This window comes from Flavobacterium sp. FG19, from assembly GCF_057809475.1.
Map to the genome: position 1 here is coordinate 112,759 of NZ_JBMDKA010000016.1, position 15,800 is coordinate 128,558.

At 36.5% G+C, this 15,800-nt stretch carries 11 protein-coding genes; 2 read left to right on the forward strand and 9 right to left on the reverse strand.

All coding sequences use genetic code 11. The features are described from left to right. Positions 1-30: 30 nt before the first annotated feature. From ACODST_RS16685 to ACODST_RS16695, 3 genes are all read right to left on the reverse strand, one after another. The gene (locus ACODST_RS16685; protein ID WP_488933239.1) at positions 31-2,460 is read right to left on the reverse strand and encodes a TonB-dependent siderophore receptor; all 2,430 of its coding nucleotides are present in this window, start codon (positions 2,458-2,460) and stop codon (positions 31-33) included. Between the two features lie 111 nt (positions 2,461-2,571). After that, on the reverse strand, positions 2,572-3,708 hold the full coding sequence (locus ACODST_RS16690; protein ID WP_488933240.1) for a PepSY-associated TM helix domain-containing protein: 1,137 nt from the start codon (positions 3,706-3,708) through the stop codon (positions 2,572-2,574). Positions 3,709-3,783: 75 nt separating this feature from the next. Further along, a complete protein-coding gene (locus tag ACODST_RS16695) occupies positions 3,784-6,102 on the reverse strand; it encodes a TonB-dependent siderophore receptor (protein ID WP_488933241.1) in 2,319 nt (772 codons plus the stop codon). Between the two features lie 256 nt (positions 6,103-6,358). Between ACODST_RS16695 and ACODST_RS16700 the strand changes: the two genes are divergently transcribed. After that, positions 6,359-7,519 (forward strand): MFS transporter, encoded by a 1,161-nt coding sequence (locus tag ACODST_RS16700; RefSeq protein WP_488933242.1) that lies wholly within the window; start codon positions 6,359-6,361, stop codon positions 7,517-7,519. 249 nt (positions 7,520-7,768) lie between these two features. On the opposite strand, the gene ACODST_RS16705 is transcribed toward ACODST_RS16700, so the two are convergent. The 4 genes from ACODST_RS16705 to ACODST_RS16720 all read right to left on the reverse strand — a co-directional run bounded on the left by ACODST_RS16705 (position 7,769) and on the right by ACODST_RS16720 (position 12,332). After that, positions 7,769-8,275 carry a DUF6265 family protein gene (locus tag ACODST_RS16705; protein WP_488933243.1) on the reverse strand — a complete coding sequence of 169 codons (507 nt, stop codon included), beginning with the start codon at positions 8,273-8,275 and terminating at the stop codon, positions 7,769-7,771. A 180-nt stretch (positions 8,276-8,455) separates the two neighbouring features. Continuing rightward, positions 8,456-9,193, reverse strand: coding sequence for a protein phosphatase 2C domain-containing protein (locus tag ACODST_RS16710; RefSeq protein WP_488933244.1), 738 nt, complete (start codon positions 9,191-9,193; stop codon positions 8,456-8,458). 43 nt (positions 9,194-9,236) lie between these two features. Beyond that, on the reverse strand, positions 9,237-9,713 hold the full coding sequence (locus ACODST_RS16715) for a DUF6265 family protein (RefSeq protein ID WP_488933245.1): 477 nt from the start codon (positions 9,711-9,713) through the stop codon (positions 9,237-9,239). Between the two features lie 309 nt (positions 9,714-10,022). Next, positions 10,023-12,332 carry a type IA DNA topoisomerase gene (locus ACODST_RS16720; protein ID WP_488933246.1) on the reverse strand — a complete coding sequence of 770 codons (2,310 nt, stop codon included), beginning with the start codon at positions 12,330-12,332 and terminating at the stop codon, positions 10,023-10,025. Positions 12,333-12,733: 401 nt separating this feature from the next. Here ACODST_RS16720 and ACODST_RS16725 point away from each other — a divergent pair, with 401 nt between their 5' ends. Beyond that, positions 12,734-13,525, forward strand: coding sequence for a DUF5995 family protein (locus tag ACODST_RS16725; RefSeq protein ID WP_488933247.1), 792 nt, complete (start codon positions 12,734-12,736; stop codon positions 13,523-13,525). Positions 13,526-13,550: 25 nt separating this feature from the next. Here ACODST_RS16725 and ACODST_RS16730 read toward each other — a convergent pair whose 3' ends face one another. Together ACODST_RS16730 and ACODST_RS16735 are read right to left on the reverse strand one after the other, a co-directional pair. Then, positions 13,551-14,561, reverse strand: a complete 1,011-nt coding sequence (locus ACODST_RS16730) for a hypothetical protein (RefSeq protein WP_488933248.1) — start codon at positions 14,559-14,561, stop codon at positions 13,551-13,553. 77 nt (positions 14,562-14,638) lie between these two features. After that, positions 14,639-15,772: a hypothetical protein gene (locus tag ACODST_RS16735; protein WP_488933249.1), complete on the reverse strand. Its 1,134-nt coding sequence runs from the start codon at positions 15,770-15,772 to the stop codon at positions 14,639-14,641. Positions 15,773-15,800: the final 28 nt, after the last annotated feature.

Sequence of the window (15,800 nt, forward strand, 5' to 3'; positions counted from 1 at the left end):
ATTTTTTACGTTAGTTCCTTTTTTGTATTCTTAAAATTTATAAGCAAAACTGGCTACGGCATTTCTGGGTTTCTGCGGATTTACAGTAGACCAGCCTCCGTTATAGTAATCTTTATTTCCAATATTGTTTACATTTACGGCTATACGGAATCTGGATCCGTTGTAGAATACTGATCCGTTTAAAACGGTATATTCCGGCAGGATAAATTTTCCGGTCACAGCGCTGTCTAAAATAGCATTATCGCTGGCATAGTTACCTCCAAAGCCTAATCCGAAATTTCTTAAGATACCTTCATCAAACTTATAGGATGCCCAAAGATTTACCAAATTTTTAGGACCGGCCCAAAAAGGTCTTTTCCCCTGATCTAACCAGACATTATTTTCATCTCCTTTGGTGATTTTACTGTAGTTATAGCTGTACCCGGCAATAATACTTAAGCCTTTTAGAGGGGCTGCGTTCAGATCCATTTCAAAACCTCTGCTTTTTGCTTTACCGCCCTGCGCACTATACATTGGGTTGCTGGTTACTAAATTAGCCACATTGATATCATAGTAGCTCAAAGTAGCTGTTACTTTATCTGAAAACAAATCGGCTTTTATTCCTGCCTCTAACTGATCAGCGTGTTCCGGTTTGAAAGTCTGGGAACCCACAAAATTTCCGTCATTGTCGTATATTGCTGCTGGAGCGATATTTTTAAATCCGTTCATATAATTGGCAAAAACAGCTAATTGATCTTTAACAGGCTGATACACTATTCCAAATTTTGGTGATAAAGCGGTCTGGTTGTAATTATCGTCATCTGTTTTAACGTTTCCTTCGGTATCAAAATAATCAACCCTTAAACTGGCCATGACCATAAAAGTTGGAAATATATTCAGTACATCTGAAACATAAGCGCTGTAAGTGGCATCTTTTGACTGATAATCCGGTCCGGGTTCTGCCGCAAGTAAATTCTCAACAGAGGCTGTGGTAAGGTAATTTGGATTAAGGTCATCAAATTGTCTGATTTCGCCCTGTGGTGTAAGGTTATAAATTTTGGCATAACCGGTACCTCTGAAAGTTACATCTCTTTTAAAATAATCTAAACCGGCAATTAAACGATTTCTCATGGGGCCGATTTTAACATCGGCAATAAAATTCTGCTGGATATCTGTAGTAGCTGTCTGCGAATTTTCGTTGGTAATCCATAAACCAAAATCCCCGTTTCCGTCTTCATTATCATAAATGTAAGAGTAGTAGCCTTTTGATTTGGATGTCCCTCTCGAAAATACCGTTTGAGAAGTCCATTTAGAAGAAATTTTATAATTCATATGTGCCTGCAAATTAAATCGCGGATTTTTGATTGGCAGGTTATTGCTGTAGAATGATAAATTGGTATTGTAATTCAGTTCATCCAGATTGGCAAATTGCAGCGGGGCATCTCGTCCTAAAAACAACATAGACGGTGTTGTTTTTTCTTCCTGCATAAACTCGGTGTTAACTAAAAAAGACAGTCTTTCGTTTACTTTATAAGACAGGGAAGGAGCTATAAAATAAGAAGTCCTGAAACCGGCATCCTGAAAACTGTTCTCCGTTTGAAAAGAGGAATTAATTCTAAACAAAACATCGTTATTATGGTCCAGCGGAGTATTAAGATCTACTGCAGCCCTGTTTAAACCAAAGCTTCCTGTAAGGTAAGAAACCTCGCCTCCAAAACCACTGTAAGGTTTTTTAGTAATGGTATTAATAAGTCCGCCGTAACTAACCAGACTGCTCCCGAATAAAGTTCCCGACGGGCCTTTTATAACTTCGATACGTTCGATATTGGCAGGATCCAGTGTACCGCTGGTAAGTCCTGGTAAACCGTTTACAATATTGGCCTGAACCTCAAACCCGCGAAGCGAGTAATACGAACCGCCATCGCCTCCGCGTCCGGTAGATTCCCATAATTTCTGAATTCCCGGTACATTTTTCAAAGCGTCTTCATAATTGGTAATTGCCTGTTCTTTCATCAATTCAGAAGAAACTATGTTGTAAACCTGCGGGTTTTCGATGTTTTTAAGCGGCATTTTCGAAACATAATTGCTCTGCTTCGGAAAAGCTTTTCCTCTGTTACCGTTAACCACTACTTCTTTTAACTGTTTATTGGAAACGGTCAGCTGTAAAGTAAGGGGTGTAACTTTATCGGCGGTAACCGTTACCTGTCTTTCGAGTGTTTCATACCCGGTCAGTGAAACTTCTAAAGTATAAAGGTTTGGTTTTATACGGTTAAATTCAAAAGCGCCATCTTCGTTAGTAATGGTACCGTATTTTGAATTTTTAAGGATAATATTTACACCAACGGCCGGTTCACCGTCTGATGTCGTTATTACTCCTTTAATTTTACCTGTGTTTTGCTGGGCAAAGACAGGACAGCTGAAGAGAAGCAGTAAACAGATTTTGGTAAGGATCTGATTAAAGCGGGGATTAGAATAATTCATAGAGTTTCTTTTTTTTTTGGGAAATGTTTATTATTTAGAACAAATAAAAACAGCCCAAATGTAGAAATTATAATTTCTTTAACAAAAGCTGAGGGCTGATAAATAAACAGTTTATCTCTTTTTTTTGTTATTTCGTCCCCACCAGATCAGAAATCCTGTAACGGGAAGACTGGCACAGATAAGACTGGCAAAAAAAGCCAGGACTTTACCCGGAAATCCGAGAATACTGCCTACATGAAGATCATAATTTATAAAACGGAATTTCTCTCCGCCGCTTTTGTCTTTATACTTTATAGTGCGGAGAAGTTTTGCCGTATACTGGTCGTAATCTGCTGAGGTATCATCAAAACGGCTTTTGTACCTGATAAAGGTATTGTAAGTGGCAAGTGAATCATTCTCTTTTGGCAGAAACAAATAATAACTTTTTGCCTCGGGATGCGATTTTTTTATGGAGGCATACACTTTATCAAACGGTTTATTTTTGGTGTATTGTGTAGTGTCTGAAACGACCTTTTCTCTTTTAAATGTTTTTCCGCCGTTAAATAACCATTGAACTCCTTTATCATAAGATTGAAATGCCCAAACCAAACCTGTCAGAGCAATCAGCAAAGCAAAAAGCATCGAATAGAACCCCAGTATATTGTGTAAATCGTAGTTTTTACGTTTCCATTTGGTACTGTTTTTCCATTGAAACCAAAAACGCTGTTTAGCGGCCTGTTTGTTTTTGGGCCACCAGAGAATAAGTCCGGTAATTAAGGAAATAATAAAGATGATGGTCGCTGTTCCTGTAATTGGATCACCAATTTTACTGTTGAGACAAAGCGTTTGATGCAGCATACGGACAAAAACAAAAAATTCAAAATTAACATTTTCCTGTTTTTTAACCACCCCGCTATAAGGATCTATGTAGAGATAAGTACTTTGGTACTGGTTCCAGTACCAAAAAGCATCCGGATCTAATTCTTCATAAAACCACACAATTACGGTGCGGTCATCATCATTAATTATTCGGCATCCCGAAATAGACTCTTTTGGGTTTTTGTTGGCTTTTTTAGCAATTTCGATCAGCTGGCTGACAGGCAGTTTTTTTTCCCTGACCTGATCTACGTGGTAATAATCATGAACAACAGGACGTAGTTCTTCTTCAAAAGAATACAGGCAGCCCGTAATACCCAGGATAACCACAATTAAGCCTGAAGCTAACCCAAGCCATAAGTGAATTTTAAGAATGAGTTTTTTAAAAGTCATAAGCAGTTCTGATTGTTCTAATTAAAAGCGCCTCAATTTATAAAATTGAGGCGTCAGTTTAATTGTTTTTAAGTCTTAGAATTTTATGGTCAGGTTAGCTAACAAATTAGCCGGTGCCATCGATGAACCCCAGAAATCCCAGTATTTTTCGTTTGTAATATTATTAAACTTTAAACCTAATCTCCAGGTTGGTTTTTCATAATACACAGTCGCATTATACACAGTATAAGAAGGCATATAAACTGAATTATTTGCTGTAAAATAATTCTTGTCGATATAGTTGGCTCCTGCGCCAATACCTAATCCTTTTAGTTTGTTCTGGAAAGTATAAGTAGTCCAGAAGTTTATGACATTCTCAGGAGAGCTTGTTGCTTTTTTTCCCTGAATAGTAACATCAGTTGCTCTTACAATTCGGTTGTCATTATAAGCATATCCGCTTACAATGCTAAGTCCGTTAACCGGAGTTGCCATTAATTCAAAATCAACCCCTTTACTTACCTGTTTACCATCCTGGATAGTATATCCGGCATCAACTCTTGTCGCATTATCAATAGTAATGTTGTAGTAGCTCACAGAACCGCTTAATTTTTTATTAGACGTTTCTGCTTTTAAACCTCCTTCATATTGTACAGCATAAATTGGATCCAAAACTAATAAAGTCTGATCTGGCTGTGTTACAGGAGCCATATTTTGGAAACCGTTCATGTAGTTTGCAAATACAGCAACCTGATCTTTTACAAATTCATATACTAATCCAAACTTAGGAGAAAGTGCGGTCTGGCTGTAACCTTCAACCGTTCCTACTTTAGCTCTTTCAAAATTATCCAGACGTAAACTTAACATTGCCGAAAATTTATCTGTAAAATTCACTACGTCGCAGGCATAAGCACTAATTGTTTTTTGGTCGGCAACAGCAGAAGTGGTCAGGTTAAGACCAGCGTCAACAGCTTTTCTTCTGATAGGAGCAAAAGGAGTTGTCACATCAATATTATCAAGCGTAAAAGTAGATCCGCCTGAGAAGTTGGAAGTATAAATTCTGTAGTTTACACCCGCAAGGAATTTATGTTTGATACTTCCGGTGGCAAATTGTCCGTTAATGTTCTCCTGAATATTGGTATAGTTGTTAAAGATAGGTCCCCAAAGTCCCACTCTTCTGGCTACCTGTGTTGGAGAACTCCATACAGCATAACTCTGGTAACTGCGTTCTACATCTTCGCCAACAAAAGAAAATACTGTGGTTGATTTCCAGTTTTCAGATATTTGGTATTCTGCCTGTCCAAAGAATTTAGTAGCTGTTGATTTGGCATCATTATCATCATGGAACATAGATTTTTTATAGTCGATTTGAAGCTGGCTTGGATTTGTTATTCCAGAGTTTACGTCGTACGTATTATAAGTACGTCTGGTGTTGTTTACATTGTAAAGCTCCGCATCGAAGTTGAAAGTAAGTTTATCCGATGCCTTGTAAGTTAAGCTTGGAGCGAAAAGAAGGGTATTGTTGAAGCCATAATCCAGGAAGCTTTTTTCTCTGTGAACCCCCATGTTGATTCTGAATAAAACTGTTTTTTCCTGATTTAGAGGTGTATTAACATCAACTGTTAATCGGTTTAAATTGTAGCTTCCGGCTGTATAAGAAACTTCGGCTGCTGTAGATTCAAAAGGTTTTTTTGTAACAAGATTCACAACACCTCCAAAAGAAGATACTGAAGAACCAAATAAAGTTCCGGATGGTCCTTTCAGGATTTCGATACGTTCTACGTTCCCAAGATCAACAGAAGAACGACCAGAAACCGTTTCCATTCCGTTTCGGGCATTTACCCCAATAGAAAACCCTCTGAAAATCATTCCAACTCCACCAGAAGGATAACTGATCGATACTACTCCAGGTGCATTCATAACGGCACTTTTAATATCGACAGAAACCTGCTGCAGCAAAAGTTCTTTTTGGATTACGCTGTATACCTGCGGATTTTCCAGATTGGTTAAAGGCATTCTGGCAACATAATCTGTTTTTTTAGACAGGATGCTTTTTTTACCGTTTACCACAACTTCTTTCAATTCTTTGTTGGAAACTTTTAATTGTAAATTGATATTTGATGTTTCACTTTCTGCTACAATTACTTCGCTTTCTGAAGTTTCATAACCTGCTAAGGAAACCTGTAAAGTATAAGTGTTTGGTTTTACCCTGTTGAATTCAAAATTTCCGTTTTCATCCGAAACGGTCCAGTATTTCGAGTTTTTTAAAATAATATTGACTCCGGCTGCCAGTTCGCCATCTGAAGTAGTGATGGTTCCTTTAATTTTTCCGTTGTTTTGGGCAAATGAAGTTAAGAACGAAAGTACAAAAACAAGTGTACATAGAAAACGTGATGTTTTCAGATTAAAATATTTCATTGGTTTTAAAATTGGTTTGTAATTGAATTTTATTTAGAATAAATAAAAACAGTGCAAATGTAGAAATTATTGTTTTGTTAACAAATATTATTGAGATTCATTTGCTTTTTAAGGTGCTGCAGTGTAATAAGAGAGAAAAATCTTTTGTTTTGAGCAGTAGTAAAAGAGAAAAGGGTTACTATTTAATAAAGTGTAAAAAGGACAATATATCTTTTTAAAAGCGTTATTTTTGCGCTTAGAAAAACAACACAATTCAATGGTTTTACCTTTCTTAAAAAAATGGCAGCATACTCCTGCCGGATACCGATTAGCTAATACTGTATTTTTTTTCCTTTCAGGTTTTGGTTATTCTTCCTGGGTTTCCAGAATTCCGCACATACAGGCACAACTGCATTTATCCGAAGCCCAGTTTGGGGCCGTGCTGTTTGCTTTTCCAATAGGATTAATGCTTACAATGCCTTTTACAGGAAAGCTGTTAAATAAGTACAGCAGCCGTTATATTATGCTGCTGGGGGCCATAATGTTTAATATTGTTTTGTCTTTACCGGGTCTGGCGGCTTTTGTCTGGCAGCTGGTTATAATACTTTTAATTTTTGGAGCTTCGCGCAATATTTTCAATTTATCGATTAATGCCCAGTCACTTGAAGTACAGAAACTATATCCCAAATCGATCATTACGCGTTTTCATGCCGTGTGGAGTATTGCGGTTTTCTCAGGAGCCGGTTTGGGTTATGTAATGGTGACGCAGAAAATTGCACCCTCTCATCATTTATTAGGAGTAAGTGTTTTTATGCTGGCGCTGACAGCTTGTTTTTATCCCATGAGCATTCACAATGAGCCAGTACCGGTAAAAAAGAAGTTTTTTTCGATGCCTGAAAAAAGTCTCGTTAAGTTTGCCCTGATTTGTTTTGTGTCTATGGCCTGCGAAAATACAATGTACGACTGGAGCGGGATTTATTTCGAAAATATTCTAAAAGCATCACCCAAACTTACAAGTGCGGCTTTTGTATTTTTTGCAACAGCAGTAACTTTAGGACGTTTGGTTGGGGATTATGGGGTAATGAAATTTGGTACTAAAAAAATTCTGCTTTACAGCGGGATTTTAATAACGCTGGGTTTCGGAATCTGTTTTATTCTGCCGTTTGCTTATCCTACCATTTTTGGGTACGTTTTAATTGGATTTGGAGTTTCCTGCGTAGTTCCGTTAGTGTTTAGTATTGCCGGAAGGTCTTCAAAATTAAGCAGTGGTTCTGCCTTAACTTCTATTTCGACAATTGGTTATCTTGGATTTTTATTGGTGCCGCCAATGGTAGGTTTTATTTCTGAATATCTGAGTATGAAATGGGCCTTTTTAATTATGGCACTTTTGGGTATACTCATGATTTTTATGGTGAATAAGATAGGGGAGAATGAGTAGTTTTTTTAAAGTTCCGCAGGAACAACAGATATTGTAGCAACGGATTTCAATCCGTTGAATAGGTGAATATATGAGGATATATCAAGTCTGTAGGAACGACATATATTGCAGCAGCGGATTTCAATTCGTTGGATAGGATAGGTGAATATGTGAAGATCTATAAAGCCTGAAGGAACATATATATTGTAGCAGCTCTCAATAGCTATCGTGATTAATCTGTTAAAGAACAGACCATTTTTTAATCTGAAATCATCGTTTTTTCATCACAAATTTTTCTGTATTGGGTCTGCCTTTTTTCAAACCGGAGATTTCTGCAATTAATGAATCTTTTGCCACAAGATTGTAAATGATTTTGTTAGGATAATCGTGTTTTGGATTTTCAAAAACGATTTGATTATTGGTAGCTGAGGTCATTTCGAAACTTACGGGTAATTCCTGATTTTGTCCCGGGACGGTTACAATATAAGATAGTTTTCCGTTAGTTTCTTCCAAACGAACATGTTCAGCAAATACAGTATCTTTTTCCTCACCCACCACAAAATAGGATTCACCCAGATAAACCGAATCATTTTCCTTTTTCCAGCGTTCTGTAAGTTCGCCTTCCGGAGATTTATTTCCCCATTCGCCAATAAACCATTGCGCTTTTGCCAGTTTGGAATATACTTTTGCAGGAGTTTCAGTTTTGATTTCTTTTTTACAGGAAGATAAAACTGCCAGCGCGATTACTGTCGGAAATAAAATGTTTCTTAGTTTCATGATTCGACTGTTTTGAAAAACACTGATTTGTACCAAATATAAAATAAATATTTGATTTTTAAGTTTTTAAAGTCTTTTTGGGATTTAAAATTATTTAGAACTTAATTCTATCGTAGTGTTTTGACAGTCATTGAAACTAATCCAACAACAATTCAGAAGTTTCACAAGAACAATATTAGATTATTTCATTATTCTTACTATCGCAAAATCATCAGTAGGTTTTAAGCCAAATTCATTTTCGAGCTTTTTTAGTTTAATAGCAATCATATCCTCTTTTTCAGAATTTGCTCTATCTACTGTTAAAAACGGAATCACATCCATTTCTTCTTTTGCTTTACTTGCTGTTACTTGTTCAAAAGAAAAAATCCCGTCAGTTGCAATGCTTATATCTTCGAGGGTATTAAATTCAATTTTTTGCTTTTGCGAACTATAGAAATCTTCAAAATTTTCAAGGAGATGAAAACCAATATAATCGGGTTTGTTATCTTGTTCAAATTCAGTTGTTTTTCCGTTTATATTGACAAAACCGTCTCCAATTGCTAATACAATCCCTTTTTCCTGCTCTTTGTCAAATAAAAGAAGTATGAGAGTAGTAAGCAGTTCTTTTTCATCGATCATTAATTGATTTTTGATGATTCGAAGCTCGTTTAATAAATCTTTTAAAAGGTGCTTTAAGTTTTCTTCAGGAGTACCGGGTATGATGTCTTTTTCGATAAACTCTCTATAACCTTTTTCTATGCAGATTTTTTTCAGGATTTTTCCAACTAACAAAGAAGCAAATTGACTTTCCATAGCTGTCGTGCAGCCATCCATTACAGCACAAACAATATTATTTTTACCATATTCACCAACAAACAAATGATCTTCACAGTTATTTTGATGGTAATCGCCAATTTGTAATGATGAATATATTTTCATCTAATTATCTTTGCTTTAGGAGATGATTACTTTGATGTTTTGATTACTTCTTCGTCATTACAAACTTCTCCGAACTTGGCTTCCCATTCAGTTTTCCTGAAATTTCTGCCGTTAAGGTATTATTGGCACCTTGCGTATAGGTAATTTTTTGAGGATAATCGTGTTTGGTGTTTTCAAAAACCAGCTGCTTGTCTGATTCTGTAGTAGATGGAAAGGCTACTGCTTTCTCTTCATCCTGACCTTTTACGGTTGCAAAATAGGTCAGTGTTTCCCCTTTTTGAGCCAGTACTATGGTTTCAAAATGAAGAGTATCTTTTCCTTTTATAAAATAAGAAGAAGCATTGAAAGTACTGTCGTTGAGTTTTTCCCAGTTTTCAGTTAAAAGACCTTCTGCCGATTTGTTTTCCCAGTTTCCGATAAGCCAGTCGGCTAGTTTGATTTTATCTTTTTCTACAGATTCTTTTTTCTGGCAGGAAATAAGAGTAATGAGAATGGCAGTAAGAGTAATTTTCTGAAACATATTTTGTAAGGTTTTGATTGTACTAATGTATGAAAAAAATGTTTGCCACAAATTACACGAATTTCCACGAATTTTTCTTTGAAAAGTAGAACGATATTTATGCCACAGATTATAAAGATTTAAATGATTTTATTTCACGTAGATTTTGCAGATTCTGGCAGATATTTGCAGATCTATTTAATTTAAAATCAAATATTAATCTGCCAGAATCTGTGTGAAATAAATTTGTGAAAATTTGTGTAATTTGTGGCAACAGGCAAAGTAAAAAGAAATCTGTGCTAATCCTCTTAATCTGTGGCTAAAAAAAACTTAAACACTTTCTTTCAAAATAGAATATACCAATTCCTTTGTAGGTTTTTGATCCTGAAGTCTGGCTCTTACTTCATCAAAAGTGACTTTAAAATCACAGCCTGACTTGTATTCTGCACAGCCGTAAGCCGTTTTCCCTTTTAAAATGGTTCCTTTTTTACATTTTGGACACATTAGAGCATCGGATGTTTCTTCTTTTGCAGCTGCTTTTTTAGCTTCTGTTTTCTTGGGCTCTAGTTTGAGTTTGTAATTCTCTTCAAACCGAATTAAACCTTCAACAGTTCCTGAATCGGTTTTAAAACCTTTTATATTTACTGTTGAGCCTTTTTGAAGTAGTCGTAAGTACTGGCTTTCTGTAATTTTTTTATCTGAAAAAACGTAAGGCAGCACAAAATCACAACCTGATTTGTACTCGCTGCATCCAAAAGCCGATTTCCCTTTTATCAGGTTTCCTTTCCGGCATTTCGGACAGGTTTCGGCCAGGATTCCGGCGGCTTTTTTCTTCTCGGTTTTTACCACAGGTTTCTGAACGGACGCAGCATAGGAAATATTGGCATGAGTGGTCTCGCTTCGGACTTCGTAGACTAAAGCTTCAACCATTCGTTTCATATTTCTAATAAAAGCGGCGGCTGTAAAAGTTCCTTTTTCGATATCTTTTAACTGCTTTTCCCAGGAACCGGTAAGTTCTGCCGATTTGATTAGTTCATTCTGGATCGTATCAATGAGCTGGATTCCGGCTATAGTGGGTAAAATCTGCTTTTTGTTACGTACGATATACTGGCGTTTAAAAAGAGTCTCGATGATATTGGCACGGGTTGAAGGACGACCGATTCCGTTTTCTTTCATGAGTTCACGTAAATCTTCGTCATCTACCTGTTTTCCTGCCGTTTCCATGGCACGCAGCAGGGTTGCTTCGGTATAATAATTAGGCGGTTTGGTTTCTTTTTGAAGGAAGGAAGGCTCATGCGGACCTTTTTCGCCTACAACAAAACTGGGTAATAAATCCGGTTCTTTTTCTTTAGCATTTGGATCTTCAAAAACTACTCTGAACCCTTTTTTAAGGATTTCTTTTCCCGTGGCTTTAAAAGTCACATCGGCAGCTTTTCCAATTACGATGGTATTGGCAACGAGACAGTCATCATAAAATACCGCAATAAAACGTTTTACCACAATATCATAGACCTGCTGCTGGTTATAAGGCAGATTGATTTCGATTCCTGTTGGAATGATTGCATGGTGATCAGTTACTTTTTTATCGTTAAAGACTTTTGGCGATTTTTTGATTTTTTTTCCTAAAAGCGGTTCTGTTAAATGACTGTAATTCGTCAGTTTTTGCAGAATACCGGGTACTTTTGGATAAATATCACCCGGAAGAAAAGTTGTATCCACTCTGGGATACGTAATTGCTTTTTGCTCATATAAAGTCTGGGCAATTTTAAGTGTTTCTTCTGCCGAAAAACCGAATTTCTGATTGCAGTATACTTGTAGACCTGTCAAATCAAAGAGTTTTGGGGCGTATTCGTTTCCGTTTTTTTTGTCGACTGAAACAATTTCGAAATCACTTTCTTTGACTTTTTCGGCCAGAATTTCTCCGTCGGCTTTATTTAGGAAACGGCCTTCTTCGTAGCTGAAAAGAGTTTCTCTGTATAAAGTCTGCAGTTCCCAATACGGCTGAGGTTTAAAGTTTTCGATTTCTTTAAAGCGGTCAACCACCATGGCGAGGGTTGGAGTTTGTACACGTCCAATAGACAGAACTTGTTTGTAACCGCCGTGTTTTACGGTATATAAACGGGTAGCGTTCATACCCAGCAGCCAGTCGCCAATAGCTCTTGAAAATCCGGCATAAAATAAATTATCATAGTTTTCAGAAGGTTTGAGGTTGTCAAAACCTTCTTTGATGGCTTCGGTGGTCAGCGACGAAATCCATAAACGTTTTATTTCGCCTTTGTAATGCGCCTCGTTCATCACCCAGCGCTGGATTAATTCTCCTTCCTGCCCGGCATCCCCGCAGTTAATAACCATTTCGGCTTTCTCGAAAAGGTTTTTAATGATTTTAAACTGTTTTTGGATTCCGGAATTCTGAACGACTTTGGTTTCGAATTTTTCAGGAAGCATGGGCAGGTTGTTTAAATCCCAGCTTTTCCAGTGCGGTTTATAATCGTTGGGTTCTTTTAAGGTACATAAATGCCCAAATGTATAGGTTACGGCATAACCGTTACCTTCGTAATATCCGTCATGTTTGGTATTGGCGCCCAAAACGGCGGCTATTTCACGTGCTACACTCGGTTTCTCAGCAATACAGACCTTCATTTTATCCTTTTCTTATTCGGGGAGCGAAGTTAGGATTTTTATGAGAAAGTTACTAAGGTTCTGAGATGCTAAGTTTTTTTAGTTCGCCTTGAAGGTGCTAAGACGCTGGAGGTTTTTGTTGCATTGAGAAGGTGTGAAAGTTTTTTAGGTTTTGCCGTAAAGGCGCTAAGACACTAAGTTTTTTTGTTTTGTTGAGAAAGATGTTAAGGTTTCCAAAGGTCTGCCATGAAGGAACTAAGACACAAAGTTTTTGTTTGTAATACGAATCTAAGACACTGATTTTTTTGTTGTGTTTCTTTTTCGCATATTAAAAATAAAAATAGCAGGATAATTCTTTAAAATGTTGTTTTTTAAAGGATTAAAATAATTATATTCGTTTAACCAAAAACAATTTTACTATTATGATTATAAAACAAGCAGCTACGATAAATGAGGTAATTGATTTTCTGGATGAAATTATCGAAACCTCCAAAAAGGACCAAAGCCCTATGGGGTTATTTGCGATGTTATACCGGGAAGTGACGGTAAGAATAAAAATTGGCATTGCGCAGGGGGATTTTCAGAACGGGGAACGAATGGAAAAACTGGATGTTATTTTTGCTAACCGTTACATCAAAGCGTATTACGAATTTAAAGCTGGCGAAAAACCATCTGAATGCTGGGCCTTTTCTTTTGAACAGGCGGAGAAATTCTGGCCTATAGTGCTTCAGCATTTATTACTGGGAATGAATGCACATATTAATCTGGATTTGGGAATAGCGGCTGCTCAGGTAAGTACAGCTGAAACCATAGGAGATTTAAAAACCGATTTCGATAAAATTAATGTGATATTGAGCAGTCTGGTGGCCGGTGTTGAGAAATGTTTAATTAAAATATGGCCAACGCTTACTTTTTTATTAAAATTAACGGGTAAAGCAGACACTTTTTTTATTGATTTTAGTATGGAAACGGCCCGAAACGGTGCCTGGAAATTTGCCAATGAGTTTGTGGTACTTCCTGAAGATCAAACCCAAAAGTGTATAGAAGAAAGGGATAAGAAAATTACAGAAATCGCCCGTTTAGTTTCCAATCCGGGGTATTATGTCAGCGCTGTTTTTAAGTTTATCCGCTTATTTGAAAGAGGAACTGTAGCTCAGAAAATCATGGATTTACAGATCATGGAAGAAAATAACATGGAATGTATTACGGCTTAATCCGGATTAAAAAGAACATCATTGTCTATTCAAATCTGGTGTAGTTTTGAGTCCAGTATTCTTCTATAAAGTCCCATTTGTTTTTATAAAACGGCGGGCTTTTTTGAGAGTATATTGTTGTTCTGGAGTTTCCGGTTGTTTTATAAACAGAGAGGCCTTTTTCTGTGGCATTTTCACATTCTGCGACTTCCATTTCACCCATTTTAACCGCATTGAAATTTTCTATTTTAAATAACCGGCTTGTCCAGTCTTCGCCATAACATCCTGTTTTGGTATAGGAATAGTAATATTTGCTGTTTTCAATTTTGACCGGACTCGAAAAGTTTTTAAGATTTTTAATGGTTTTGAAAGTACTGGTTTTCTTGTCATAGATAATGACTTCAGTATTACCTTCTTCCGAAGTGGGTGTTATATAATGAAGCACAATATCTGTTGTACCGTCATCATTAAAATCTTTACATTCAAAACTGCCGGAAGATTTGGTTTGCTTACTGTAAACGGTATCTTTCCGGTTGTTTAATATGGAAAAAGTCGTGTTTCGATCGTTTTTAAGATAATTTTGAACCACAATAAATTTTTCGCTGTCTATTTTTAAAGTATCGGTAAAATATCTTTTTTTGCTGTAGACAGGTATTACCCATAAATCATAACCGTCGGGTATATAGGTTGGACAATGCTCTAATTTACATATTTCAAAAGAGCGGATCAGATCCCGGTATCGGGTTTGGGTATTAAATTTTAAATGAGCCACTTTTTTAGTGTCGGCTGTTTTTTTTACTTTTTGAATTTCCAATCTAAAAAGTTTCAGAATACTGTCGTCGTATTTTTCATTTCCATTGAGCTTAAAGGAAGTGATCGATTTTGATTTGAGATAATCTTCTAAAGTATACCCATATTCTTTTTCCCAGTCTTTATTGCGGTATCCAATTTCGGTTGCATAGGTTTTGAAGATATCATTTTGAAGCATCCATAAAAAACAGGCGGCAAGAAAAAGAATGATAAAAGCTCCGTAAAGATAAAAAGGATTTGTTTTCATGGTGATGAATATGAATTTTAAAGCATTAATTCCGTTTATCCCTGCCTGTTTCTAGATAAGAAAATAACGACTTTAGGTTACTCTTCTTCCTCTTTGTCATCTTCGAACATTTCAAAATATTCCTGTAATTCTTTTTCAGTATACACTATTTTATGTTCGGGATTTTTCACATAATTATTCTGGAGTTTTTCATAAAAATCACCTTCATCTTTTGCCCATTGCAGCTGTTTGTAATGAAGGTATTCGAATTTTTCTTTTTGCTCTTCTTCTTTGTTCCTTTCTTCCTTTTTGCTGTTCCAGTTAGTCTGGTCAGTTATCCAGTCATCGCATTCACAGCATTCACAACGACCGCTGTATACGGCTTTATAGCCACAGATTTCACAATAATGGGCTTCACTGAATTTTGCAATGTAGTCACGATCCAGTTCGGCAATTGATTTGGGAAGATGGTTTAATAAAAATCCAAACCCGGTGGTGTACTTTGAAATACGGAGTTTTTTATCTATCCAGCCCTTGTCTTCAGCCAGTATTTGGGTATATTTTATAATTAAAACATCAAATTCATTAAAAGCAGATTTCTCAAGCGAAATATGTTTTACATTATTCCATAAATACGAAATACCATTATGATTAAAGCCGGATTCCTCAATGAAGATTCGTCCCCTGCTTTCCAGATAATGTTTTCTGCAGGCGGTGTATATGAATGTCGAATTAAACCGCATTTCGCCGTATTCGCCGCAGGTTTCACAAATTTCTCTTGATTTTTCGGTGTACTTCTGAATGATTTTGTCATGCCTGCTGCTGGTATAAAACCGAAGTTCGGCATACTTTTCCTTAATGCACAGCACGTTTTTGTCCCATCCGTCATTATGGAGTTCTTTTATAAGGGCAATAGTCAGCGGATACCAGCCTGGTTTAATATGAAGATCGATTCCGTTTAAATTGGCAAGTTTTTTCAGGTCATATCCGTTTAACTCATCATTTATAATGAAATCTTCTAAGCGGGTACAGTTTTTATTTACAAAGACGGCATCTTCATAAACTTCTTTTTTCTCAGAAGGTTGAGATTCTTTTTGAGGAACCGTTTTTTTATGGGGTTCAGTATTAGATACAGGTTTCTGATATTGCCGTTCTTTATCTAATAAAATTTTAATATTACTATTATAAATGTACAGTAGTCCGCCAAGTAAAAGGATAAATAGAAATGCCATTTGGGGTAGGGTATAGTCAGCTTAATGA